General features: G+C 59.1%; 26 protein-coding genes, 1 tRNA gene and 3 pseudogenes. 7 read left to right on the top strand and 23 right to left on the bottom strand.

Annotated elements, in window-relative coordinates; all coding sequences use genetic code 11:
- Positions 1-293 precede the first annotated feature (293 nt).
- Positions 294-386 (top strand): annotated as a pseudogene (locus PBDP_RS29990) (hypothetical protein); the annotation flags it as partial.
- Here PBDP_RS29990 and istA read toward each other — a convergent pair.
- The 11 genes and pseudogenes from istA to thrS form a co-directional block, all read right to left on the bottom strand.
- Positions 381-1,287 (bottom strand): annotated as a pseudogene (gene istA, locus PBDP_RS19430) (IS21 family transposase); the annotation flags it as partial. The pseudogenes PBDP_RS29990 and istA sit on opposite strands and share 6 nt — an antisense overlap.
- A gap of 181 nt (positions 1,288-1,468) precedes the next feature.
- Positions 1,469-1,994 (bottom strand): annotated as a pseudogene (locus tag PBDP_RS19435) (IS21 family transposase); the annotation flags it as partial.
- A gap of 342 nt (positions 1,995-2,336) precedes the next feature.
- A tRNA-Pro gene (locus tag PBDP_RS19440) sits at positions 2,337-2,413 on the bottom strand.
- A gap of 89 nt (positions 2,414-2,502) precedes the next feature.
- Positions 2,503-2,859 (bottom strand): MerR family transcriptional regulator, encoded by a 357-nt coding sequence (locus PBDP_RS19445; protein ID WP_003179985.1) that lies wholly within the window; start codon positions 2,857-2,859, stop codon positions 2,503-2,505.
- Positions 2,840-3,142, bottom strand: a complete 303-nt coding sequence (ihfA, locus tag PBDP_RS19450; RefSeq protein WP_002553164.1) for an integration host factor subunit alpha — start codon at positions 3,140-3,142, stop codon at positions 2,840-2,842. The genes PBDP_RS19445 and ihfA overlap by 20 nt, the downstream gene beginning before the upstream one ends.
- A 3-nt stretch (positions 3,143-3,145) precedes the next feature.
- Positions 3,146-5,524 (bottom strand): phenylalanine--tRNA ligase subunit beta, encoded by a 2,379-nt coding sequence (pheT, locus tag PBDP_RS19455; RefSeq protein WP_212801195.1) that lies wholly within the window; start codon positions 5,522-5,524, stop codon positions 3,146-3,148.
- A 35-nt stretch (positions 5,525-5,559) separates the two neighbouring features.
- The gene (gene pheS / locus PBDP_RS19460) at positions 5,560-6,576 is read right to left on the bottom strand and encodes a phenylalanine--tRNA ligase subunit alpha (RefSeq protein ID WP_025212923.1); all 1,017 of its coding nucleotides are present in this window, start codon (positions 6,574-6,576) and stop codon (positions 5,560-5,562) included.
- A 109-nt stretch (positions 6,577-6,685) separates the two neighbouring features.
- Positions 6,686-7,042: a 50S ribosomal protein L20 gene (gene rplT / locus PBDP_RS19465; RefSeq protein WP_002553161.1), complete on the bottom strand. Its 357-nt coding sequence runs from the start codon at positions 7,040-7,042 to the stop codon at positions 6,686-6,688.
- A gap of 30 nt (positions 7,043-7,072) precedes the next feature.
- Complete coding sequence (gene rpmI / locus PBDP_RS19470) at positions 7,073-7,267, bottom strand: 50S ribosomal protein L35 (protein ID WP_002553160.1); 195 nt, start codon at positions 7,265-7,267, stop codon at positions 7,073-7,075.
- Positions 7,268-7,327: 60 nt separating this feature from the next.
- Positions 7,328-7,879 (bottom strand): translation initiation factor IF-3, encoded by a 552-nt coding sequence (gene infC, locus PBDP_RS19475; protein ID WP_169432615.1) that lies wholly within the window; start codon positions 7,877-7,879, stop codon positions 7,328-7,330.
- A complete protein-coding gene (gene thrS, locus PBDP_RS19480) occupies positions 7,879-9,801 on the bottom strand; it encodes a threonine--tRNA ligase (RefSeq protein WP_109754696.1) in 1,923 nt (640 codons plus the stop codon). Before thrS ends, infC begins: the two co-directional genes overlap by 1 nt.
- Positions 9,802-10,168: 367 nt before the next feature.
- On the opposite strand from thrS, the gene PBDP_RS19485 reads away from it, so the two are divergent.
- Together PBDP_RS19485 and PBDP_RS19490 are read left to right on the top strand one after the other, a co-directional pair.
- The gene (locus tag PBDP_RS19485) at positions 10,169-10,471 is read left to right on the top strand and encodes a hypothetical protein (protein WP_109754695.1); all 303 of its coding nucleotides are present in this window, start codon (positions 10,169-10,171) and stop codon (positions 10,469-10,471) included.
- Positions 10,472-10,760: 289 nt separating this feature from the next.
- On the top strand, positions 10,761-10,973 hold the full coding sequence (locus tag PBDP_RS19490; protein ID WP_003179963.1) for a cold-shock protein: 213 nt from the start codon (positions 10,761-10,763) through the stop codon (positions 10,971-10,973).
- Positions 10,974-11,041: 68 nt separating this feature from the next.
- Here the strand turns inward: PBDP_RS19490 and PBDP_RS19495 are convergent, their stop codons facing one another.
- Together PBDP_RS19495 and PBDP_RS19500 are read right to left on the bottom strand one after the other, a co-directional pair.
- Positions 11,042-11,356, bottom strand: coding sequence for an I78 family peptidase inhibitor (locus PBDP_RS19495; RefSeq protein ID WP_176689429.1), 315 nt, complete (start codon positions 11,354-11,356; stop codon positions 11,042-11,044).
- Positions 11,357-11,519: 163 nt separating this feature from the next.
- Complete coding sequence (locus PBDP_RS19500; RefSeq protein ID WP_109754693.1) at positions 11,520-11,825, bottom strand: hypothetical protein; 306 nt, start codon at positions 11,823-11,825, stop codon at positions 11,520-11,522.
- Between the two features lie 129 nt (positions 11,826-11,954).
- Between PBDP_RS19500 and PBDP_RS19505 the strand changes: the two genes are divergently transcribed.
- Positions 11,955-12,152 (top strand): hypothetical protein, encoded by a 198-nt coding sequence (locus PBDP_RS19505; RefSeq protein WP_109754692.1) that lies wholly within the window; start codon positions 11,955-11,957, stop codon positions 12,150-12,152.
- A gap of 48 nt (positions 12,153-12,200) precedes the next feature.
- Here the strand turns inward: PBDP_RS19505 and PBDP_RS19510 are convergent, their stop codons facing one another.
- The 8 genes from PBDP_RS19510 to PBDP_RS19545 form a co-directional block, all read right to left on the bottom strand.
- Positions 12,201-13,229 (bottom strand): nucleoside hydrolase, encoded by a 1,029-nt coding sequence (locus PBDP_RS19510; protein WP_116832926.1) that lies wholly within the window; start codon positions 13,227-13,229, stop codon positions 12,201-12,203.
- Between the two features lie 28 nt (positions 13,230-13,257).
- Positions 13,258-13,662, bottom strand: coding sequence for a D-ribose pyranase (gene rbsD / locus PBDP_RS19515; RefSeq protein WP_116832927.1), 405 nt, complete (start codon positions 13,660-13,662; stop codon positions 13,258-13,260).
- Positions 13,659-14,573: a ribokinase gene (gene rbsK, locus PBDP_RS19520; RefSeq protein ID WP_163857832.1), complete on the bottom strand. Its 915-nt coding sequence runs from the start codon at positions 14,571-14,573 to the stop codon at positions 13,659-13,661. The genes rbsD and rbsK overlap by 4 nt, the downstream gene beginning before the upstream one ends.
- Before the next feature lie 23 nt (positions 14,574-14,596).
- Positions 14,597-15,616 (bottom strand): LacI family DNA-binding transcriptional regulator, encoded by a 1,020-nt coding sequence (locus PBDP_RS19525; protein ID WP_109754688.1) that lies wholly within the window; start codon positions 15,614-15,616, stop codon positions 14,597-14,599.
- 3 nt (positions 15,617-15,619) lie between these two features.
- Positions 15,620-16,597 (bottom strand): ABC transporter permease, encoded by a 978-nt coding sequence (locus PBDP_RS19530; RefSeq protein ID WP_013693780.1) that lies wholly within the window; start codon positions 16,595-16,597, stop codon positions 15,620-15,622.
- A complete protein-coding gene (locus PBDP_RS19535) occupies positions 16,594-18,147 on the bottom strand; it encodes a sugar ABC transporter ATP-binding protein (protein ID WP_116832929.1) in 1,554 nt (517 codons plus the stop codon). Before PBDP_RS19535 ends, PBDP_RS19530 begins: the two co-directional genes overlap by 4 nt.
- 58 nt (positions 18,148-18,205) lie before the next feature.
- Positions 18,206-19,162: a sugar ABC transporter substrate-binding protein gene (locus PBDP_RS19540; protein WP_116832930.1), complete on the bottom strand. Its 957-nt coding sequence runs from the start codon at positions 19,160-19,162 to the stop codon at positions 18,206-18,208.
- A gap of 134 nt (positions 19,163-19,296) precedes the next feature.
- Complete coding sequence (locus tag PBDP_RS19545) at positions 19,297-19,749, bottom strand: hypothetical protein (RefSeq protein WP_109754685.1); 453 nt, start codon at positions 19,747-19,749, stop codon at positions 19,297-19,299.
- 198 nt (positions 19,750-19,947) lie between these two features.
- Here PBDP_RS19545 and PBDP_RS19550 point away from each other — a divergent pair, with 198 nt between their 5' ends.
- Together PBDP_RS19550 and PBDP_RS19555 are read left to right on the top strand one after the other, a co-directional pair.
- Positions 19,948-20,247 (top strand): DUF1654 domain-containing protein, encoded by a 300-nt coding sequence (locus PBDP_RS19550; protein ID WP_176689649.1) that lies wholly within the window; start codon positions 19,948-19,950, stop codon positions 20,245-20,247.
- Positions 20,248-20,252: 5 nt separating this feature from the next.
- Entirely contained in the window at positions 20,253-20,942 is a 690-nt protein-coding gene (locus PBDP_RS19555) for an endonuclease (protein WP_109754683.1), read from the top strand.
- Positions 20,943-21,077: 135 nt separating this feature from the next.
- On the opposite strand, the gene PBDP_RS19560 is transcribed toward PBDP_RS19555, so the two are convergent.
- Positions 21,078-21,443 carry an SPOR domain-containing protein gene (locus PBDP_RS19560; protein ID WP_212801196.1) on the bottom strand — a complete coding sequence of 122 codons (366 nt, stop codon included), beginning with the start codon at positions 21,441-21,443 and terminating at the stop codon, positions 21,078-21,080.
- Positions 21,444-21,690: 247 nt separating this feature from the next.
- Between PBDP_RS19560 and csrA the strand changes: the two genes are divergently transcribed.
- The gene (csrA, locus tag PBDP_RS19565) at positions 21,691-21,885 is read left to right on the top strand and encodes a carbon storage regulator CsrA (RefSeq protein ID WP_003179932.1); all 195 of its coding nucleotides are present in this window, start codon (positions 21,691-21,693) and stop codon (positions 21,883-21,885) included.
- Positions 21,886-22,076: 191 nt separating this feature from the next.
- Here the strand turns inward: csrA and PBDP_RS19570 are convergent, their stop codons facing one another.
- Positions 22,077-22,532: a DUF2214 family protein gene (locus PBDP_RS19570; RefSeq protein ID WP_212801197.1), complete on the bottom strand. Its 456-nt coding sequence runs from the start codon at positions 22,530-22,532 to the stop codon at positions 22,077-22,079.
- Between the last annotated feature and the right edge of the window lie 40 nt (positions 22,533-22,572).

Here is a 22,572-nt window from a genome sequence, read left to right on the forward strand (position 1 = left end):
ACGAACAAGCCAATAAGGTCCTGGTTTGTTATCCAAATTGCCGCCGCTACCTTCTTGCGTCTTAAGTCGTTGATTATAGATATATTTTTATCGACTCTTGTTGTAAAAAATCATGACGTCCGTTGCAAAACAAGCCGTACCACCCGAATCGATTTCGACCAACGGTCGCATAAGCGGTATGAACGGCGATGATGAAATTCGTTTTTTCTACACGAGATTAATGGTCAACGCTCATAGCTTCTCGCCAGTTGGGTGGCGTTTCCTGAATTGAAATCCCACGTGCTGGACCAGGCGCCCTCGCCCGCCGCGAAGCCGTGCCTGAAGGCTTGGCCAGCCTCGGCTACGAAGTACGCGAAGGCATGACGACCGCTTGGGCAGAAAAAGGTTGAGCGGCGCGAGCCGGGCAGTTTCTTGAAGGGCTTCTGATTGAGCCGTTCCATCAGCAGTCCGATGGCCGTGTTGAGCTCGCAGAGCGAGAAAAACTGGCGGTTGCGTAGCGCCGCCAGGATCCAGCGCTCGACCACTTGCACGCCGACTTCGATCTTGGCTTTGTCCCGAGGCTTACGGGATCTGGCAGGCAGCACGGCCACGCCGTAATGCTCAGCCAAATCGCGGTAACTGGGGTTGATGTCGGGCTCGTAGCGATGCGCCTTGGTGACGCCGCTGCGCAGATTGTCGGGCACCAGAATCTGCGCCGTTCCGCCAAAAAAAGCAAAGCAGCGGGCGTGTGAGCCCAGCCAGTCAGGCAGCTTTTGCGACCAGGTGGCTTCGGCGAAGGGGTAGCTGGATGCGCCCAGCACAGCGACGAATATCTGAGCCTGACGGATCTCGCCGGTGCTCCTGTCGATGATCGGAGCAGTCTGGCCGGCGTAATCGACGAACAGCTTTTCGCCGGCACGATGTTCCTGACGCATGACCACGTCGACCTTGGCGGCCCAGAGGCGGTAGTGCTCGTAGAACCAGTTGTACTGGAAGCCTTGTGGGTGGCCGAGTCGATATTCCTGCCATAGCAGAGCCAAGGTGACGCCGGGACGGCGCAAACTCGGCATGTACCCATGCCCAGTCAGGTATCGGACGTTGATCACTGGGAACGGCGGGCGGCGGCGGAAAAAAATGCCGTTGCAACTCGGCGTCAGTCAGCGCAGAGGGCCAGGTCAGGCCGCTGGCAGCAAAGCGATTGAGGTACTCACCGACGCTGGCTCGACCCACTTGCAAGCTGACAGCGACCTGGCGGGCAGATAGGCCGACCTCGAATTTGAGACGTAGCACTTCTCGAATCTTACGCATGGATAACCGCTCCACGACGACCTCTCTGCTTCGATAAAAGAGGTCGATGGTAGTGAATTAATCCTGCGTTGCTGCCTGCCTTAAGGGTGGCTGGATGAGCGTGGAACGGGTGGCCGGATCACCGTGGAATCAGTGGCCGGATGTTCATGGAATAGGTGGCCGGATGGCCGTGGAATCCGCAGGCATCGAACAGCATCTCGTGACCTTGGCTAGGGTACGCAACCAACCAGAATGCGCGACTGGCGCAAAGCTTCATGTGGGAGACTGGATGCGTCGAAACAGGCCACCGATGAGCAGCCCTTCTTCGCTCCCCAGTCAAATTGAAAGGCTTCACCGAGCGCAAACGTCAGCGGTACAAAAGCGCGTAAGGACTTGCCTTGCTCAGCTCGCCACGAGCGTACAAACGCCGTGAGCTGGCTGTAGCCGCCGTCATAACCCTCGGCCTTGATCTGCTCGAAAAGTGCTTTGGCGCTTCTGTGATTGTGCTTTGCCCGGAACAAATCGGCTTTCAGCACCTGTTCCAGCGTATCGTGGAATGGGCTGAGTTTGTTGAAGGTCGCGCACCGCTGGTACGCCGGCTGATTGGCTTCGGGCGCTCTGACCCATTTTCGGATGGTGTTTCTCGACAGCCCGGTACGCTTGGCTATCTGGTGCAGCGAGAGCTTGTCGCGGAAGTACATCCGCCGGATTTTTCCCAACATTTCCATGCTGATCACCCTGTGTTCTCCTGCTCGAAAAGTGAGCAGAAGCAGTTGAACACCTGGGTCAGTTTTCAGTCGGCAGAACAGCCTCTACTGGGTCAGTTTTCGGTCAGCGGCAACAGTAGTTCTCAATAAGCAAGAAAATAGTCTTAAACACTCAAAAACATCAGGACCTGAAGATAAAGACCAAACCACATTGGTAAAGAGACCACGCGTGAGCGCCAAAGCCTGCGCCCGCCGACGCGTAAGCCGTGAGGATTCCACCCAGAGCCGGTGGTTTTGTGGGGGTAAAAACGACCAAAAATAAAAAAGGGTCGCGAGATAAATCTCGCAACCCTTTGAAAAATATGGTCGGGACGGAGTGATTCGAACACTCGACCCCTAGCACCCCATGCTAGTGCGCTACCGGACTGCGCTACGCCCCGACTAGGCGTGAATCTTGTCCCACTTCTCAACGGAACGCTCAGGAATATATCGCAAGCTTTTGAAAACTGGAAGATTTAAAAGCAGAAATTTATTTCTTGAGCACCACCAGCACATCTTCAAGCTCAGCGATCATCTGGCGGATCATTTGTTTGTACTGGGTTGTATCGTCTTTGGCTTCATCACCAGAGAGGCGCAGGCGTGCGCCGCCGATGGTGAACCCCTGGTCATAGAGCAGCGCGCGGATCTGCCGGATCATCAGCACGTCTTGTCGCTGATAATACCGGCGGTTTCCGCGGCGCTTGACCGGGTTGAGTTGAGGAAACTCCTGCTCCCAATAGCGCAGCACGTGCGGTTTTACCGCACACAGCTCGCTGACTTCACCAATGGTGAAGTAGCGTTTGCCCGGGATGACGGGTAGTTCGTCGTTATGACTTGGTTCCAGCATAAGCCTCAACTCGGGCCTTCAACTTCTGCCCTGGACGAAAGGTGACCACACGGCGAGCCGTGATCGGGATTTCTTCTCCCGTTTTCGGATTGCGGCCAGGCCGCTGGCGTTTGTCCCGAAGGTCGAAATTGCCGAAACCGGACAATTTGACCTGCTCGTTGTCTTCCAGAGCGTGCCTGATTTCTTCGAAAAACAGTTCGACCAATTCTTTGGCCTCCCGTTTATTCAGGCCCAACTCCTCATACAGACGTTCCGCCATCTCAGCTTTCGTCAGAGCCCCCATACGTCACTTCCTTAACGTGGCGTTCAACCTGGTTTCGAGCGAGGTGAGGATGTTCTGCGTTGCGGTATTCACCTCATCGTCATTAAGAGTGCGCGATGGATGCTGCCAGGTCAAGCCGACTGCAAGGCTTTTTCTATGCGGATCAATACCTTTACCCTGATACACGTCAAATAGCCTGAGGTCCGTGAGCCATTCGCCTGCATTTTCACGGATTACGTCCAGTACGGCGCTGGAGGCAACGTCGCGATCAGCCAGCAACGCCAGGTCACGCCGCACTTCAGGAAAGCGCGATAACTCCTGGAATTTCGGCATTTTCCCCTGTGCCACTTCGGCCAGGACCAGCTCGAAGACAAACACTGGACGATCAAGCCCCAGGGTTTTCGACAGTTCAGGGTGAATTGCCCCCACATAACCGACTTCACGCCCTTCGCGCTCGATGCGCGCGGTCTGCCCCGGGTGCAACGCCGGGTGCTTGCCAGGCACGAACGTGAACGCGTCGAGCGCACCGGCAAAACCCAGCACCGCTTCGACATCAGCCTTGACGTCGAAGAAATCGACGACATCACGGCCTTGCGCCCAGCCTTCCGGCAAGCGGCTGCCGCAGACAACACCGGCCAGCATCGGCTCTTGCTTCAAGCCTTCCAGTTGACCGACAAAACGCAGGCCGCTTTCGAACAGACGCACGCGATCCTGCTGGCGGTTCAGGTTATGCTGGAGCGACTTGACCAGGCCCGGCCACAGGGACGAGCGCATGGCGGCCATGTCGTTGGAGATCGGGTTGGCCAGCAACAGCGGCTCGACACCCGGGTTGAACAGTTCGAACTGGCGTGGATCGATGAAGCTGTAGGTGATCGCTTCCTGATATCCACGGGCCACCAGCAAACGGCGCAGCTCCGGCAGGTTGCTACGGGCCTCAGCCTTGGCCTGTGGGGCCAGGCGCGCTTGCGGGTAGCGAACCGGCAGGCGGTTGTAGCCGTACAGGCGAGCCAGTTCTTCGATCAGGTCGACTTCCAGGCTGATATCGAAGCGATGGCTTGGCACTTCGACGCGCCACTGCCCTGCCCCATCAGCGCTGATGTTCAGGCCCAGGGCACTGAGCAGGCGCTCGACTTCAGCCAGGTCCATCTCCATGCCCAGCATTTGGGTGATGCGTTGGGCACGCAGGGTGACCGGTGCAATCTTGGGCAGGTGCTGTTCGCTGACAGTCTCGATGATCGGGCCGGCTTCGCCACCGGTGATCTCCAGCAGCAGGCCAGTGGCACGCTCCATGGCTTCACGGGCCAGTTGCCAGTCCACGCCCCGCTCGTAACGGTGCGAGGCGTCGGTGTGCAGGCCATAGGAGCGAGCCTTGCCAGCGACAGCAATCTGGTCGAAGAACGCGCTTTCCAGGAATACGTCGCGGGTCGTGGCGGACACACCACTGTGCTCGCCGCCCATCACGCCGGCAATCGCCAGGGCGCGGGAATGATCGGCAATCACCAGGGTGTCGCTGCGCAGGGTCACTTCCTGGCCATCGAGCAGCACCAGCTTCTCACCCTCTTCGGCCATGCGTACGCGGATGCCACCGTTGATTTCGGCGAGGTCGAACGCATGCAGCGGTTGACCCAGTTCCAGCATCACATAGTTGGTGATGTCGACGGCAGCGTCGATGCTGCGCACATCGGCGCGACGCAGGCGCTCGACCATCCACAGCGGCGTCGGCTTGGACAGGTCGACATTACGGATCACACGGCCCAGGTAACGCGGGCACGCCGCTGGCGCCAGCACTTCAACCGAACGCACTTCATCGTGCACAGCCGGCACGCTCGCCACCACAGGGCGCGTCACCGGAGCGGCATACAGCGCGCCAACTTCACGGGCCAGGCCGGCCAGGGACAGGCAATCGCCGCGGTTCGGGGTCAGGTCGACCTCGATGCTCGCATCGTCCAGGCCCAGGTATTCACGGATGTCCTGACCCACCGGCGCATCAGCCGGAAGCTCCATGAGGCCATCGTTGCCTTCGCCAATCTGCAGCTCGGCCTGGGAGCACAACATGCCATTGGACTCGACGCCACGCAGCTTGGCTTTCTTGATCTTGAAGTCGCCCGGCAGTTCGGCGCCGATCATGGCGAATGGGATCTTCAGGCCCGGGCGCACATTGGGCGCACCGCAGACGACCTGGAAGGTTTCCGCGCCATTGCTGACCTGGCAAACCCGCAGTTTGTCAGCGTCCGGGTGCTGCTCGGTGCCCAGCACCTCGCCCACGACCACACCGCTGAACTCACCGGCGGCGGGGGTCACGCTATCGACCTCGAGGCCGGCCATCGACAGGCGAGCAACCAGCTCGTCCCGGCTTACCTGCGGGCTTACCCAGCCGCGCAGCCATTGTTCACTGAATTTCATCCTGCTCTCCTAATAGATTCGTTACGGGTTGCGACCTAGCGAAATTGCGCAAGGAACCGCAAGTCGTTGTCGAAGAACAGGCGCAAATCATTCACACCGTAACGCAGCATGGCCAGGCGCTCGACGCCCATGCCGAAAGCAAAGCCAGAGAATTCTTCCGGATCGATCCCGGACATACGCAGCACGTTCGGGTGAACCATGCCGCAGCCCATGACTTCCAGCCAGCCCGTCTGTTTGCAGACGCGGCAGCCTTTACCGCTGCACATCACGCATTCCATGTCGACTTCAGCCGATGGCTCGGTGAACGGGAAGTACGAAGGGCGGAACCGCACCGCCAGTTCTTTTTCGAAGAACACCCGCAGGAACTCTTCGATAGTGCCTTTCAGGTCGGCGAAATTGATGTCGCGATCAACCAGCAGGCCTTCGACCTGGTGGAACATCGGCGAGTGGGTGATATCGGAGTCGCTGCGATACACACGGCCTGGGCAGACGATGCGGATCGGCGGCTGCTGCGATTCCATGGTGCGGACCTGTACCGGCGAGGTATGGGTGCGCAACAGCATGTTCGCATTGAAATAGAAGGTGTCATGCATCGACCGGGCCGGGTGATGGCCTGGGATGTTGAGCGCTTCGAAGTTGTGGTAGTCGTCTTCGACCTCAGGGCCTTCGGCAATGCCGTAGCCGATGTGGGTGAAGAACTGCTCGATGCGTTCCAGGGTCCGGGTCACCGGATGCAAGCCACCGGAAGTCTGGCCACGGCCAGGCAGGGTCACGTCGATGGACTCGGCGGCGAGCTTGGCAGCCAGGTCCGCCTCCTCGAACAACGCCTTGCGCGCATTGAGGACCTCTGTGACACGCTCCTTGGCAACGTTGATCAGCGCACCGACCTGCGGACGCTCTTCGGCCGGCAGGTTCCCCAGGGTCTTCATCACCTGGGTCAACTCGCCCTTCTTGCCAAGGTACAGAACCCGGATTTGCTCCAGGGCATTGATATCTTCAGCGCTTTGCACAGCCTCTAGTGCTTGAGCGACCAGCGCGTCCAGGTTTTCCATGTACAGACTCCAGATACGAAATAGGGGAAGAGCTTTAAGGCTCTTCCCCTATTTATGACGTTTGACACCAAGGCCCACAGATGCGGACCCCGGTGACTGCCGGGGGTACTTAAGCCAAGGTGGCTTTAGCTTTCTCGACAATCGCAGCAAACGCCGCTTTTTCGTTCACTGCCAGATCAGCCAGAACCTTACGGTCGATCTCGATGGACGCTTTTTTCAGGCCAGCGATGAAACGGCTGTAGGACAGACCGTTAACACGAGCACCAGCATTGATACGAGCGATCCACAGAGCGCGGAACTGACGTTTTTTCTGACGACGGTCACGGTAGGCGTATTGGCCTGCCTTGATTACCGCTTGCTTGGCAACACGGAATACGCGGGAACGCGCGCCGTAGTAGCCTTTAGCAAGTTTCAGAATTTTTTTGTGACGCTTACGGGCAATGACGCCACGCTTTACACGAGCCATGAGTTACTTCCTCTATTCTTGATCCAAAAATTAACGAAGGCGCAGCATGCGCTCGACTTTTGCCACGTCAGACGGATGCAGCAAGCTGCTACCGCGCAGTTGACGCTTACGCTTGGTCGACATTTTGGTCAGGATGTGGCTCTTGAAAGCGTGCTTGTGCTTGATACCGTTAGCAGTTTTCAGAAACCGCTTAGCAGCACCACTTTTGGTCTTCATCTTTGGCATGTTCGGATACTCCGCATTCAGTTGATAAACATAATCGCAAGGCCTGCCGTGCCCTGGTGATTACTTCTTCTTTTTCGGGGCGATGACCATGATCAGCTGGCGTCCTTCCATCTTAGGATGCTGTTCGACCGAACCGTACTCGAGCAGGTCTTGTTCAACCCGCTTGAGGAGTTCCATCCCCAGCTCCTGGTGGGCCATCTCACGGCCGCGGAATCGCAAGGATACCTTGGCCCTGTCCCCGTCACTCAGGAAACGTACCAGGTTGCGCAGTTTTACCTGGTAATCCCCTTCCTCCGTCCCTGGACGAAACTTGATTTCTTTTACCTGAATCTGCTTCTGGTTTTTCTTCGCCGCGGCAATCTGCTTCTTCTTTTCGAAGATAGACTTGCCGTAGTCCATCACCCGGCAAACCGGCGGGACTGCGTCTGCGGAAATTTCTACCAGATCAAGCTTGGCTTCTTCAGCAATACGAAGCGCTTCATCAATCGAGACGATGCCAATCTGCTCGCCGTCAGCGCCAATTAACCGAACCTCGCGTGCCGAGATATTCTCGTTGATCGGGGCTTTCGGTGCAGCTCGTTTATCTTGTCTCATTTCACGCTTAATAATAATTACTCCAAATCTGGGCGACCACGCCGGGAAACCGCTTGCGCGAGAAACTCAGCGAATTCGGCGACGGGCATCGAGCCCAGGTCAGCACCTTCACGAGTACGCACAGCGACAGTCTGCATCTCGACCTCCCGATCTCCAATAACCAAGAGAAAGGGAACCTTGAGCAAAGTATGCTCGCGGATTTTAAAGCCGATCTTTTCATTTCTCAAGTCGGACTTGGCACGAAATCCGCTTTGGTTGAGAGTTTTTTCGACCTCGGCGGCAAAATCTGCCTGTTTATCAGTGATATTCATGATCACTGCCTGGGTCGGCGCCAACCACGCGGGGAACGCGCCCTCGTAGTGTTCGATCAGAATCCCGACGAAGCGCTCGAACGAACCGAGGATCGCGCGGTGAAGCATGACCGGGTGCTTGCGGCTGTTGTCTTCGGACACGTATTCGGCGCCCAGACGGATCGGCAGGTTAAAATCGAGCTGCAGGGTACCACACTGCCACACGCGACCAAGGCAATCTTTCAGCGAGAACTCGATCTTGGGGCCGTAGAAAGCCCCCTCACCCGGTTGCAGGTCATACGCAAGGCCCGCGCTATCGAGGGCGGCGGCCAGGGCCGCTTCGGCGCGATCCCACAATTCGTCGGAGCCAACGCGTTTTTCCGGACGAGTGGACAGCTTCATCTCGACTTCGGTGAAGCCGAAGTCCCGGTAGACGTCCATGGTCAGCTTGATGAAGGCGGCGGATTCGGCCTGCATCTGCTCTTCAGTACAGAAGATGTGCGCATCGTCCTGGGTGAACGCACGCACGCGCATGATGCCGTGCAGCGCACCGGACGGCTCGTTACGGTGGCAGGCACCGAACTCGGCCAGGCGCATCGGCAGCTCGCGGTAGCTCTTCAAGCCCTGGTTGAACACCTGCACGTGGCATGGGCAGTTCATCGGCTTGATGGCGTAGTCGCGGTTTTCCGACTGGGTGGTGAACATGTTGTCGGCGTAGTTGGCCCAATGCCCGGATTTCTCCCACAGGCTACGGTCAACCACTTGCGGCGTCTTGATCTCCAGGTAGCCGTTTTCACGCTGGACCTGGCGCATGTACTGCTCGAGCACCTGGTACATCGTCCAGCCGTTCGGGTGCCAGAACACCATGCCCGGGGACTCTTCCTGGGTATGGAACAGGCCCAGGCGCTTGCCGATCTTGCGGTGATCGCGCTTCTCGGCTTCTTCAATACGCTGGATGTAAGCCGCCAGTTGCTTCTTGTCCGCCCAGGCGGTGCCATAGACGCGCTGCAACTGTTCGTTCTTCGCATCGCCACGCCAGTAGGCGCCGGACAGCTTGGTCAGCTTGAAGGATTTCAGGAAACGCGTGTTCGGCACGTGCGGACCACGGCACATGTCGACGTATTCTTCGTGGTAGTACAGGCCCATGGCCTGTTCGTCCGGCATGTCTTCCACCAGACGCAGCTTGTAATCCTCGCCACGGGCCTTGAACACTTCGATGACTTCGGCGCGCGGGGTGACTTTCTTGATGACGTCGTAATCTTTCTCGATCAGCTGCTGCATGCGCTGTTCGATGGCGGCCATGTCGTCCGGCGTGAAAGGCCGCTCGAAGGCGATGTCGTAATAGAAGCCTTCATCGATGACTGGCCCGATGACCATCTTCGCGCTCGGGTACAGCTGCTTGACCGCATGGCCGACCAGGTGCGCACAAGAGTGGCGAATGATCTCCAGCCCCTCTTCATCCTTTGGCGTGATGATTTGCAGCGTGGCGTCGCTGTCGATGACGTCACTGGCGTCGACCAGCTTGCCGTTGACCTTGCCGGCCAGGGTGGCCTTGGCCAGGCCCGCGCCGATGGATGCGGCGACCTCGGCTACGGAAACCGGGTGGTCGAATGAACGTTGACTGCCGTCGGGAAGAGTAATAGTTGGCATGGCGCCTCCTCTCCTAGTGGTGACCCCTACCAAAGGTCACGTGGGTTGGGATGAGCCAGTACAAGATCCAGTCCAGGCCATTCAATGACGAACGCCTGCCTTACAGCGGCAGGAGCCTTGCGGCCAACCGGGAAAACCGAACCAGAGTGACTGGGATTCAAATCAGGGTTATTTCGAACATTTGCCACTGGGACGAGCCGTCCACAGCCTGGAAATACCCGAGCCCGGCATGCTAGCACAGATGAACGGTCATCGCCGTGCAGGAATTGAAACAGGCGTAAATCCGGGTTTTTATGCCAGAGTGCTGAACTGAACCGAGCGCAACGCCTCAGATATCAAGACATCGACCCGAAAGGAGCATCTTCGCATGCGTCTCAATACGTTGTTTGCAGTAGTCGCCCCCCTTGCCCTGCTGCTTCCACTGACCGCCCATGCCGACTGGCCCAAAGGCGAGCGCGAGAAATACATGGCCCAATGCACGGAGGCCGCAACACCCCAGATCGGCGCGGCTGCAGCCAAGGCTCATTGCGCCTGTGGCGCCGACGCGATCAAGTCCTACCCGGCCTCGGACATCCAGGCCTTGATGGATAACAAGGCCGCACCGGAACTGCAGCAAAAAGCCCTGGGGCAGATCGCAAAATGCAAGGCCGATAACAAGGCGAAAAAATGAGGAAGCAGCCTTCCTGAACAGGCCCGGCAGGGTTGAAAAACCCTGATTCAAGGCTTTTTCGAACGATTTATTCAGGTTTTACAGCTTTTTTTATCGTCTTTACTTTCGGCTGAAAGCCTTTAAAACCGGGCCTTTCAGCGGGCATAGGCAGTAAAGTAAACACGACTGATTGGCAAACAGCGCGTCCGGGGGGCTCCCAAATCGAACATTTCGACTATGATACCCGGGTGTGCCCAGTTGGCCTGAGCAGCACAGTACACTGAAAATATATGTTTCTTGGAGATACACCATGTCTAATCGCCAAACCGGCACCGTTAAATGGTTCAACGATGAAAAAGGCTTCGGCTTCATCACTCCTCAAGGTGGCGGTGACGACCTGTTCGTACACTTCAAAGCTATCGAAAGCGACGGTTTCAAAAGCCTGAAAGAAGGCCAGACCGTTTCCTTCGTGGCTGAGAAAGGCCAAAAGGGTATGCAAGCTGCACAGGTTCGCCCAGAGTAATTTCTCGGCGCACTAAAAAAACCCCGTCCATGTGACGGGGTTTTTTATGGGCGATTGAAAGCCGCCAATCAGCCGCAGTTCACCCGGTTGACCACCAGGTTGGCGTCGGTATTGAGGTTCAGGCGATCGGAGCGGTACTCAAGCGTGACCATGTCGTTGGGCTTGAGAATACGCGCGTTCTGCGCGCCGGCGCGGGCACGGGCTTGCTCCAGCAATTGCGGCGAGGCCTGCTTGCCAATGGCGAACTCGGCAGCCTTTGCTTCGCAGCGGCTGTGACCGGTCTCGGCCGCCACGGGATCGGGGGTCGACTCAGAGGTGCTGCTGCAACCACTCAAAACCACGGCGGCCAGCAAAGTACTCAATGACGCGAGCTTCCAAGGCATGAAGCCTCCTTTTTCAATAAATAAACAGAGAGCGTGCGACAGCCCAAACGGTACTTGGTTTCAAGACCATGGCCATCAGCCTCCCCTCATCCGGAAAACCGGCAGTTTGCCTGACCCCAGTCGCCCTGGTCAGACATGAATCGTGACTGAATATGAACAACGTTCAGTAAACGTCAATGTAATCGAAGGGTGGGTTTGGCCAGTTGTCTTTCAGTGCGTTGTAGATCTGCATGACCCAGACCTCGTCGCTGGCAGCGACCCGTCCGACATAGCCTGAACCTTTGGCCCACGTCTCAAGCCGAAACAGCAAGCCATCGATGTCGACGCCCCCCACAACGCCCGAAGACAGATAAGCGATTCCCCCCTTGGTCACGCGCAATTGGGTGTGCTCGTCATCACTGGCAGAAGCCAGCAACTGACGAACCGACTCAAGGGTCAACCCGTCAGGCGCGTTCAAATCGATCTGCACGGCAGGGCTCCTTCAGAAGTCAAAAAACAAGTGTCGCACAGCCCTCACCCGATGCCTAAGTCGCAGTGCCAAACCCGCTGCAAAAATGGTTAACTCAGCCTACAGACCTCCCAACTCGCGAGCCCCACCATGAGCACCGTCAGCATCGAAGTCACCATCAATGCCAAATGGTCAGAGGGACACAGCTCCTACAGCCCCAGTACCGCGGAAGAGCTGGCAATTATTGGTATCGACCTGTTGGTCAAGGAGCTGGGAACGGCGGCCGCGCAGAAATTCATCCAGCAGGCGTTCGAGCGATACCCGAACATCACCGAAACGGTTGAGTGAAGCTCGGGCACCCGCAGGCCATGGCCTGCGGGCCCGCCGCGAGACAGGTTACTTGAGGCGCGCCAGGCGCTCGGTCAGCAGATCGAAGAAGCCCTGGGCATCACCGTTCTCCACCCAGAAGGCATTCTTGGGCGCCTTCAAGCCGTCGTACCAGTCGACGATGGTCTGCCCGAAAGTCGGGCCTTCACGACTGTCCACCACGAGGTTGACCGAACGGCCGGTAAACAATTGCGGCTTGAGCAGGTAGGCAATCACCGTCGCGTCGTGCACCGGCCCACCGGTCATGCCGTAGTGCTCCATGTCGCCCTTGACGTACTCGTTAAGGATATCGCCCACCAGTTTGCTGGCGTTGTTGTTCACTGCGGCGATCTGCTTCAGGCGCGCTTCGCTGGTGAGAATCTTGTGGGTCACGTCCAACGGCAGATACGTCAGCTTCAGGCCGCTTTTTGCGACGATCTCGGCCGCCTGTGGGTCGGCGAACAGATTGAATTCAGCCACCGGCGTGATATTGCCGCCGTTGAAGTGCGCGCCGCCCATGATCACCACTTCCTTGATGCCCTGGACAATGTCCGGCTCCTGGACCAGCGCCAAGGCCAGGTTGGTCTGCGGGCCGAGCATGGCAATGGTGATGCTGTGGGGCTTGGCGGCCTTGAGCGTGTCGATCAGGTAATTGACGGCATTGCCCTCGGCCAGGCCTTTCTTCGGCTCGTGGACGGTGACACCCGACAGGCCTTCCTTGCCATGGATGTTTTCCGCGTAGATCGGCGTGCGCATCAGCGGTTTCGGCGCCCCGGCATACACCGGCACGTCTTCGCGCCCCGCCCACTCTCGCGCCAGGCGAGCATTGCGGGAGGTCTTGTCCAGGCGAACATTGCCGGCGACGGTGGTCAGCGCGCGGATATGGAGCTCTTCAGGGGACGCCAGGGCGAACAGCAGCGCTACCACGTCATCGGCCCCCGGGTCGGTGTCGATGATCAGGTCGATCTTTTCCGCCGCCTGGGCGCTTGTAGCGGTGATCAATGACAAAAGCAGCAGACTCCGGAACAGTTGATGCATTTTCTGAGCATAGCGGTGCATGGCGCACTCCTTGTGCAGGGTTGACAGGTTAGAACGTGACTCCAGCGATCAGCACGATGTTGCAGTATGGAGAACACTCGCCTGTGCGAATGATCGCCCGAGCTTGTCGGCTGATGACCTTGAACTGTTCATGACTGACCAGTTCCCGCTCGCCCAACGCGCCTTCGGCATGCAGCGCTTCCAGGGTCGTCAAGGCCGACGGTTGCTTATCGAGGATTTCCTCGGCCAGGACATGGCTTTCTACCTGCATTTCGCTGAGCACCACTTTCAAGGTGCTGACAAAATCCGGGATGCCATGGGTCAGGGCCAGGTCGATCAATTCGACCTGGGGCGGTACCGGTAGCCCGGCATCACCGATGACCACTTTGTCGCCATGGCCGAGGGAAGCGATCAGTCGCGACAGTGCCACATTCAACAACGGCGTCTTTTTCATGATTTGAAGGCCTGTACTTCCAGCAACGTGGGGATTGAAGGCTGCGCGCCAGCGCGGGTGACCGACAGCGCCGCGGCGACCTGGCCGAAACGAATCGCATCGACCTCGCTTTTGCCACTGGCCAAGGCTGCCGCGAAGCCGCCGACAAAAGTGTCGCCGGCCGCCGTGGTGTCCACCGCCTTGACCCGCGGGGCCGGGAAGTGTTCGAAACTTGTGCCGTTGGCGAACATCAGACCCTGGGCGCCCAGCGTCACGATCACCTTGCCAGCCCCGGCGGCGATCAGATGCGCTGCGGCGGCTTCGGCGGTTTCCAGGGAATCCACCGAAAGTCCGCTCAAGACTGCGGCTTCGCTTTCATTGGGAATCAGGTAATCGACGCAGGCGTACCAATCGACCGGCAATGTGTGGGAGGCCGGCGCCGGGTTGAGGATGACGATCTTGCCCAGCTCACGACCGCGCTTGAGGGCATGGCCAACGGTGGCATCCGGCACTTCGAGCTGGCAGATGATGACATCGGCGCTTTGCAGTACTTCATCGACACCGCCCAGGACTTCAGGGGTGAGCGCACCGTTGGCACCGGCGACGATAACGATCGCGTTCTGGCTGTTGTCGTCGACGATGATCAGCGCCACGCCGCTGGCACCCTCCTCCACACTGACCGCCTGGCAGTCGATACCCTCGGCCAACAGCCCGCCACGCAATTGCTCGCCGTAGGCATCGCTGCCCACACAACCGACCATCGACACCTTCGCGCCCAAGCGCGCGGCGGCCACCGCCTGGTTGGCGCCCTTGCCGCCCGGGATGGTGGAGAACGACTCGCCAATCAGTGTTTCACCACCACGCGGCAGACGCGGCGCCCGGGTCACCAGGTCCATGTTCAGGCTGCCTATTACCACTACTTTTGCTGGCATACATCACTACTCATCAATTCGGTTCAGCGGTATTGGGCGAATGTGCCGGACAGCGGCGCAGTCGACTCTCGCAAGACAATACTCGGCGTCACGATCCGCTGGTCGGTGGCAAGGCCTGGCGTCGCAATTCGTCGCAGCAGCACTTCGGCCGCCATCTCGCCAAGTTGCAGGATCGACTGCCCTACCGTGGTCAACGCCGGGTAGACATATCGGCTCATCTGAATGTCATCGAAACCGATGACCGACAGCTCGCTGGGCACGCGCACGTTGCGTTCAGCGGCGGCGCGCAGCACACCGATGCCGATCATGTCGTTGGCCGCAAAAATCGCGCTCGGCGGCTGCTGCTCCAGCAGTTGCGCGGCGGCTCGGTAGCCGCCGGTACTGGTGAAATCGCTCTCGAGCATACGCTCGACGGGCAGTTCGATTCCGGCCTCTTTCAGCGCCCGGCAGTAACCGGCCAGGCGCATTTGCGCCACGCTGGTATCGGCCGGGCCACCGATGAAGGCGATGTCGCGGTGCCCCAGCTCCAACAGGTGCCGGGTCGCCAGGTAAGCGCCGTATTCATGGTCGATGCGCACCAGGTCGGCGTCGACGCCATCGAGCCCGCGGTCGACAATCACCATGGGCGTGCGCACGTTGGCCAGGCCCTCGGCCAGGCCAACATCGCCGCCGGCGGACGCGAAGATCAACCCGTCGATGCGCTTTTCCAGCAGCACCCGCAGGTAGCTGCGTTGCTTGTCCGCGTTATCGTCGGAGTTACACAGGATCACGCAATAGCCGTTGCGCTCACAGTAATCCTCGATACCCCGGGCCAACTCGGCAAAGTATGGGTTGAGGGCGTTGGGCACCAACAGGCCGATGGTCGCCGTGGTCTTGGCCTTGAGCGACCGGGCCACGGCGCTGGGCACGTAGTCCAGGCGCTCGATGGCCGCCTCGACCTTGAGCCGCACCTCTTCGCTGACCGGCCGCGTCTTGTTCACCACGTGGGACACGGTGGTGTAGGAAATCCCCGCGAGCGCTGCTACATCCTTGATCGTCGCCATGGTTCAGCCCCGTCGACTGGCGCGCTGGCTGCGATAGGTATCGAGCACGACCGCCACCACGATCACCGCGCCGGTAATGATGCGCTTGGTCGGTTCAGTGGCGCCGATCTGCGCCAGGCCCGCCGCCAGCACCGAGATGATCAGCACGCCAAAGAAGGTGCTGATGACCGAACCACGCCCACCCATCAGGCTGGTGCCGCCAATGACCACCGCAGCGATGACCTGCAGTTCCAGACCTGAGCCAGCGTTCGGATCCGCCGCCTCCAGGCGCGAAATCTGGAACAACGCGGCCACGCCGGCCAGCAAGCCCATCAGGCTGAACACCAGGATCTTGTAGGGCTTTGGATTGATACCGGCCAGGCGCACGGCCTCTTCATTGGTGCCGATGCCGATCAGGTAGCGACCGAACACCGTACGGGTCAGCACCGCCTGGGCAATGAAGATCACCAGCAAGGCGATGATGAACGAAGGTGAAATGCCAAAGGCGATGGGGTTGGACAACCAGGCGAACGAGTCGCCGATGTAGGCGGTACGCGAGCCAGTCATCTGGTACGCCAGGCCCCGGGCCATCTCCAGCACGCCGAGGGAGACGATGAACGATGGAATCCGCCACGCCACGGTAATCGAACCGGTGACTGTCCCTGCCAGTGCCGCCACGGCCATGCCGAGCAACGCCGATGGCCAGACGCTCCAGCCCCAGCCGAGCACGGCCACGCTGACCGTCGATGCCGCCAGCGCCAGCACCGAGCCCACCGACAGATCGATGCCGCCGATGATCAGGATGAAGGTCATGCCGACCGCCAACACCATCAGATCCGGAATCTGGTTGGCCAAGGTGCTGAAGGTGTCATAGGACAAAAAATGGCTGCTCAGGGCCGAGAACAGCGCGACCATGGCCAGCAGCGCGCCAGCCAGACCCAGGTACGTCCCCAGGCCATAGAAATTGCCACTCGATTTGCCGACGGCAGATGCGGTTTTCATGAAAGATCCCTAGGCGCTGCTTCGTTGAGCAACGCATCACGTTTCTGGTAGCCGGCGAATGCGGCGGCAAGCAAGTCATCCTGGGTCCAGCTGTCGCGCTCGAAGGTGTCGATCAGGCGCCCGGCGGACAACACGCCGATCCGGTCACAGATCAACATCAGCTCGCGCAGGTCGCTGGACACCACGACCAACGCCTTGCCCTGGCGAGTCAACTCGCCGAGCAACGCATAAATGTCGAATTTGGCGCCGACGTCGATGCCCCGGGTCGGCTCGTCGAACAGCATGACCGCGCAGTCGCGCTCGAGCCAGCGACCGATCACGACTTTCTGCTGGTTGCCGCCCGACAGCTCGGACACCAACTGGGTCGGGCTGGAACTGCGGATGCGCATGGCATTGACCTGCCGCAGCGCCAAGGCCAGTTCGGCGCTGCCATTGACCAGGCCAGCGCTGGAAATCTCCGGCATGTTGCCCAGGGCAATGTTGGCGGCGATGGATTGGGTCAACAGCAGGCCTTCCCCCTTGCGGTCTTCGGTGATCAGCGCAATGCCATGGGCCACCGCATCGGACGGGGAGCGAATGCTCACCACCTGGGCCGGCGAGCCCAGCGCCACCGTGCCGCTGTCGGCGGTATCGGCACCGAAGATCAGCCGCAACAGTTCGGTCCGCCCTGCCCCGATCAGGCCGGAGATGCCGAAGATCTCGCCACTGCGCACTTCGAAGGACACGTCGCGGACCTTGTCGGCACGGGTCAGGCCTTTGACGGTCAGCGCTGGCGCGCCGATCTGGCGCGGGCCAAGGTCAATATGCTCACCCAGCTCCCGGCCAACCATCAGGGTCACCAGTTGCTCGCTGTCGTAGTTGGCCATCGGCTCGACGCAGACCAGGTTGCCATCACGCAATACAGCAATGCGCTGGGCGACCCGCGCCAGTTCTTCGAGGCGATGGGAAATGTAGATGATCGACACGCCGCGAGCCTGCAAGCGAGTGATCTGTTCGAAGAGCATCTCGACTTCCCGGGCCGTCAACATGGCGGTCGGCTCATCGAGAATCAGCACATGGCAATCGCCGATCAGATTGCGAGCGATCTCGACCATCTGCTGATGACCGATCCCCAGCTCGCCGACCAACGTGTCGGGATCGATTGCATCGAGCCCGACCTGGGCCATGGCCTCGATGGCCGCCTTGCGCAATTGCTTGCGGCTGATCCAGCCACCGACGCTGGGCAAGTTGTCGAGAAACAGGTTCTCGGCCACGGAAAGGGTCGGCAACAGGTTGAGTTCCTGCATCACCATGCGCACGCCCAGCTCTTCAGCCTGGGTACGGCTGCCGGGACGATAATCCTGACCTTGAAATTGCATGTGTCCGGTCGTCGGCGTCACCAGCCCGCCGATGATCTTGGACAAGGTGCTTTTACCGGCACCATTTTCGCCGGTCAGTGCCAGCACTTCACCACGCATCAACGTCAGGTCGATGCCAGTCAGTACCGGTTGGGCATAGGTCTTGCCGATGCCGCTGACAGAAAGGACAGCGTTCGGGTCGCAAACGGACATAACAAAACTCTCCATGCGCTCGCCCGGATGGGCGAGCACCGTTGTGTCGCCAGGATAACTACTTGGTCACCAGCTCGACCGGAGTTTCGATAACGCCGTTGGTACCGCTGTCGACTTTTTCACCCTTGAGGATCTTCAGCGCCGTCTCGATACCGAACACAGCCTGCTTGGCGGCGAACTGGTCGGCAGTCGCCAGGACACGACCGTCCTTGAGCATTGGCTTGATGGCATTGATGTTGTCGTAACCGACCACTTGCACCTTGCCCGCCTTGCCCGCCGCGCGCACGGCCGATACCGCGCCGACCGCCATGCTGTCGTTACCAGCCAGCAGTGCCTTGATGTTCGGGTATTCGCTGAGCATCGACGCGGCAACCTGGTTGCCTTTGTTGATTTCCCAGTCGCCGGATTGCAGGGAGACGACCTTGATCTGCGCCGCCTCCATCGCATCTTTGAAGCCCGCGGTACGCGCCTGGGCGTTGGTAGTGGTGGACACACCTTCGATGATGCCGACCTCGTCACCGGCCTTGAGCTGCTTGGCCAGGTACTCACCGACCAGACGTGCGCCCTTGCGGTTGTCCGGGCCTACGAACGGCACGTTGATGTTCTTGCTCTTGACCACGGTCGGATCGAGCTGGTTATCGATGTTGATCACCGTGATGCCTGCGTCGACGGCTTTCTTGATCACCGGCACCATGGCCTTGGAGTCCGCAGGCGCGATGATCAGGGCATCGACCTTGGACACGATCATTTGCTCGACGATACGGATCTGGTTGGCGGTGTCGGTTTCGTCCTTGATCCCGTTGGAGATCAGGTCGAAATCGGCGGAGTGTTCCTTCTGATAAGCCTTGGCGCCGTCTTCCATGGTCAGGAAGAATTCGTTGGCCAGGGACTTCATGACCAGGGCGACCTTGGGTTTTTCAGCGGTTTGGGCGAATGCCGAGGAGAGAGGCAGAGCAGCGGATGCGGCCGCGAGCATGGCAACAGCGAGAAGGCGTCCAGCGAATGGCAACTTCATGGGTTCACTCCGATCTTATGATTATTGTGAGCAAATCAATGCACGGAACGCCGCGCAAACGTTTGCGTGAAGTGAACTATGGTAAGGCTTCGTGGATTTGTCAACGCTGCGGTTGCATCCGCAATGGCGAAGCGTCAGGCCGTCGTATTGACCATTGCTCCCGAACTGCCGCCTTTCGCCAGCTCCGTGACCAGGCGACCGGTGACCTCCAACAATGCGCCACTGGTGTCGGCAATCTGCCCTTGAACCGCCATGACCGCCGCGGTCTTGTCTTCCGGTTTCGGATAATTCCGTGTCTGCGCAGCGGCCAATTGCTGTTGCTGCTCCCTGAGCTGCTCCTGAAGCTCTTGCATCCGCTTGAGCAATATCTGAACGGCAATGCTCTGGGTACTGCCGCTCTCCTGCGTCTGATCGGTTGCCTCAGCGCCCGCCCCCATGTCCACGCGGACCTTGCCCGACGCGCGCGTTGTACCAAGGGCCTCATCGGCAGCCTCGGTCTCGGCCTCGCTCAGGGCCTTCAGGGTAGCAGCGGATTGGCCACCGATAGTCACGGCCGCCGCATTGGGAAAGCCGACAGAAAACGCCATATCAAAACTCCATAAGATGAGATTCCTACGAAAGACATCGCCCGCCAAAGCACTTTCTTTAGCGCCCACGCAAATCTGTCACAAGCCAGAGCGTTTGGCCCAGCCGTTTACGCCAGCCAATAAAAAATTTCCTCCTCTTACACCAAAACGAAAAAAGCGCTGTCAGACGATCTTCTTGAATTTTAAGCAGTTGCGTAAATACCTACAGTTAAATACTGTATGCACGTACAGCTTAATAAGGATAATCCTGTGGCCACGCCCTCCGCTGCAACTACCCCCTTAGATTCCTATACGCGACTCGGCCTGCGGGTCTCGAAAATCATCAATTCCCCCACCGCGCAAAAAGCCAAGGCCGCGCTGATCTTCCGGCTTCCCGACGAGCCGGTGGATGAATGGGAGCGCCTCCTGGAAGAAATCGACGAGAACGACAACGTGACCCTCGCCTATCGCGACGACGGTGGCGTGCAGGTTTTCTGGGTCGTGCCGAAGGAAGATTGAGCCTGATGAGTGTTCGCTGTTTAGCTTTTTTGCTTGTGTTCATCACCATGGGCGCCCAGGCCGGTGCGCCGCGCACCTTCAACGAAGCCAAGAAAGTCGCCTGGAAACTCTACGCGCCGCAATCCACCGAGTTCTACTGTGGCTGCAAATACACCGGCAATCGCGTGAACCTGGCCGCCTGCGGTTACGTGCCGCGCAAGAACGCCAGCCGCGCCGCCCGCATCGAGTGGGAACATATTGTCCCGGCGTGGCAGATCGGCCATCAGCGCCAATGCTGGCAACAAGGCGGGCGTAAAAACTGCACCCGTTACGACCCGGTCTATCAACGGGCCGAGGCCGACCTGCACAACCTGGTGCCGAGCATCGGGGAAGTGAATGGCGATCGCAGCAATTTCAGTTTCGGCTGGTTGCCGGTGCAGAAGGGGCAATACGGTTCATGCCTGACCCAGGTGGATTTCAAGGCCAAGAAGGTCATGCCCCGCCCTTCTATCCGGGGAATGATCGCCCGGACCTATTTCTACATGAGCAAGCAATATGGCCTGCGCCTCTCGAAACAGGATCGGCGCCTGTACGAAGCCTGGGACAAGACCTACCCGGTCGAAAGCTGGGAGCGTCAGCGCAACCAGAGCGTGGCGTGCGTCATGGGCCGTGGAAACGAATTCGTGGGACCAGTGGACATGAAGGCCTGCGGTTGACCTCGCATTCGTGAACAGCACAAACCGACTGTGGGAGCGAGCTTGCTCGCGATAGCGGAGTGACAGACAACAGTTTGTCGACTGATACACCGCTATCGCGAGCAGGCTCGCTCCCACAGGTTTTGTTCTGTCCGGTTATTGAGTGGCCGGATAATCCACTACCAACGTCTCGATGTTGCGCTTTTTCGCCCGGACCAGGGCGGCAGTCACTTGCTCCTGCTTGGCTTCGGCCTCGGCCTTGGAGCTGAAAGGACCGACCAGGACCCGCTCCTTGCCGCCCTCGCGCACTACGTTCGACATGAAGCTGTGTTCGATGAGCCAACCGGTCAGGTCGCTGACTGCCTGAGGCGTCTCGCCACGAACCTCGACGGCCCACTGCGGCGCGGCAGCGGCGGCTGGTGCAGAGGTCGCGGCGGGTTTCGGCTTCGCTGCTTCGATGTCACGCCCTTCACCGCACCCTGCCAGCACCAACACCGCGATTACCCAAGCCAATTTGCGCACAACGTTTCCCCCGGAAGACATGAGGCACGGATTTTAGCACCCGTGCCCATCAAGATCGCCGCAAACAGTGCTCAAAACACGAGAATCCTGCCCGGCGTCTCTGTATAGTCGCACCCTGGGAATTAATGCTGCATCTGCACGTCAGAAAGAGGCACCCACATTGTGACACTTAGCACTAATCTATAAGCAGTACCGACATCTGCACTGTCTGAATCAGGTGCCCTATAAAGCAATCAAGGAGAACACCATGCTGATACTCACCCGCAAAGTCGGTGAAAGCATAAACATTGGTGACGACATCACGATCACCATTCTGGGCGTTAGTGGCCAACAAGTCCGGATCGGCATCAACGCCCCGAAAAACGTTGCGGTGCATCGCGAAGAAATCTATCAGCGTATTCAGGCCGGCCTCACCGCCCCCGACAAGCCGCAAACCCCCTGAACATTGCAGCAGTCCGCAGCCAGCCCGTTTGCATCGCCGCAATGGCTGGCTAAAGATTCCGATCGACCGCGCCTTACCCTGCCCCCTCGCCTTCTTTCGTCCCACTCGTGAATCGATACTAATGGCATGGCTCTTGGCATGGCTGTCAGACGTTTCGTTTTAATGATGACGAAGCGGGCGTTCGCGGCCCGTCAGCCCAGGCTCACGCCGCGCGCCATTCCAGTGGCGGCAACCACCATCAAGATCAGCAGCAAGGCTTCGATATGGCTGATCCGTGCCAACCGACCGGCTTTCGAAGAGTCAATCGCCGCCCCTTTGCCCCGTGCCATCCGCCATTTGATCAGGGCGATCATCGGCGCGATCTCAAGCAACAGGATCAGCAGGAGCAAGGTCATCTTCAGGTGGAACAGCGGCTGGTGCAGGTAATAATCCGTACCTTTTTCGTACCCACCGAACGCCCGCATCCCACCGGTCACCAACAACACCAGCGCCGACACACCCCATACGTTATCCGCAATCAACACATTGCGAACCGCATCCACACCGCCCGCCAGGCGTCGCAGCGCCGTGCCGCGCGTCAGCACTGCCCAGAGCCCGAGGGCGAACGCCAGAAGATGAATGGCCGCCAAAGACCAATGAGTCAACATGGAAGAGCCCTGTCAGAGAACGTCGAATCGACCTGACAGT

Source organism: Pseudomonas sp. St290, assembly GCF_018325805.1.
In the GTDB taxonomy this organism is placed as follows: domain Bacteria; phylum Pseudomonadota; class Gammaproteobacteria; order Pseudomonadales; family Pseudomonadaceae; genus Aquipseudomonas; species Aquipseudomonas bijieensis.

What these genes read in the sequence shown, in the direction of transcription:
- PBDP_RS19490 (WP_003179963.1), top strand. Translation starts at nt 10,761, where the DNA reads ATGTCTAATCGCCAAACCGGCACCGTTAAATGGTTCAACGATGAAAAA.
- pheT (WP_212801195.1), bottom strand. Translation starts at nt 5,524, where the DNA reads ATGAAATTCAGTGAACAATGGCTGCGCGGCTGGGTAAGCCCGCAGGTA.
- PBDP_RS19510 (WP_116832926.1), bottom strand. Translation starts at nt 13,229, where the DNA reads ATGCACCGCTATGCTCAGAAAATGCATCAACTGTTCCGGAGTCTGCTG.
- PBDP_RS19445 (WP_003179985.1), bottom strand. Translation starts at nt 2,859, where the DNA reads ATGCTGGAACCAAGTCATAACGACGAACTACCCGTCATCCCGGGCAAA.
- PBDP_RS19540 (WP_116832930.1), bottom strand. Translation starts at nt 19,162, where the DNA reads ATGAAGTTGCCATTCGCTGGACGCCTTCTCGCTGTTGCCATGCTCGCG.
- csrA (WP_003179932.1), top strand. Translation starts at nt 21,691, where the DNA reads ATGCTGATACTCACCCGCAAAGTCGGTGAAAGCATAAACATTGGTGAC.
- rbsD (WP_116832927.1), bottom strand. Translation starts at nt 13,662, where the DNA reads ATGAAAAAGACGCCGTTGTTGAATGTGGCACTGTCGCGACTGATCGCT.
- rpmI (WP_002553160.1), bottom strand. Translation starts at nt 7,267, where the DNA reads ATGCCAAAGATGAAGACCAAAAGTGGTGCTGCTAAGCGGTTTCTGAAA.
- PBDP_RS19555 (WP_109754683.1), top strand. Translation starts at nt 20,253, where the DNA reads ATGAGTGTTCGCTGTTTAGCTTTTTTGCTTGTGTTCATCACCATGGGC.
- PBDP_RS19530 (WP_013693780.1), bottom strand. Translation starts at nt 16,597, where the DNA reads ATGAAAACCGCATCTGCCGTCGGCAAATCGAGTGGCAATTTCTATGGC.
- rplT (WP_002553161.1), bottom strand. Translation starts at nt 7,042, where the DNA reads ATGGCTCGTGTAAAGCGTGGCGTCATTGCCCGTAAGCGTCACAAAAAA.
- thrS (WP_109754696.1), bottom strand. Translation starts at nt 9,801, where the DNA reads ATGCCAACTATTACTCTTCCCGACGGCAGTCAACGTTCATTCGACCAC.
- PBDP_RS19485 (WP_109754695.1), top strand. Translation starts at nt 10,169, where the DNA reads ATGCGTCTCAATACGTTGTTTGCAGTAGTCGCCCCCCTTGCCCTGCTG.
- ihfA (WP_002553164.1), bottom strand. Translation starts at nt 3,142, where the DNA reads ATGGGGGCTCTGACGAAAGCTGAGATGGCGGAACGTCTGTATGAGGAG.
- PBDP_RS19570 (WP_212801197.1), bottom strand. Translation starts at nt 22,532, where the DNA reads ATGTTGACTCATTGGTCTTTGGCGGCCATTCATCTTCTGGCGTTCGCC.
- PBDP_RS19495 (WP_176689429.1), bottom strand. Translation starts at nt 11,356, where the DNA reads ATGCCTTGGAAGCTCGCGTCATTGAGTACTTTGCTGGCCGCCGTGGTT.
- rbsK (WP_163857832.1), bottom strand. Translation starts at nt 14,573, where the DNA reads ATGCCAGCAAAAGTAGTGGTAATAGGCAGCCTGAACATGGACCTGGTG.
- PBDP_RS19535 (WP_116832929.1), bottom strand. Translation starts at nt 18,147, where the DNA reads ATGTCCGTTTGCGACCCGAACGCTGTCCTTTCTGTCAGCGGCATCGGC.
- PBDP_RS19525 (WP_109754688.1), bottom strand. Translation starts at nt 15,616, where the DNA reads ATGGCGACGATCAAGGATGTAGCAGCGCTCGCGGGGATTTCCTACACC.
- PBDP_RS19545 (WP_109754685.1), bottom strand. Translation starts at nt 19,749, where the DNA reads ATGGCGTTTTCTGTCGGCTTTCCCAATGCGGCGGCCGTGACTATCGGT.
- pheS (WP_025212923.1), bottom strand. Translation starts at nt 6,576, where the DNA reads ATGGAAAACCTGGACGCGCTGGTCGCTCAAGCACTAGAGGCTGTGCAA.
- PBDP_RS19505 (WP_109754692.1), top strand. Translation starts at nt 11,955, where the DNA reads ATGAGCACCGTCAGCATCGAAGTCACCATCAATGCCAAATGGTCAGAG.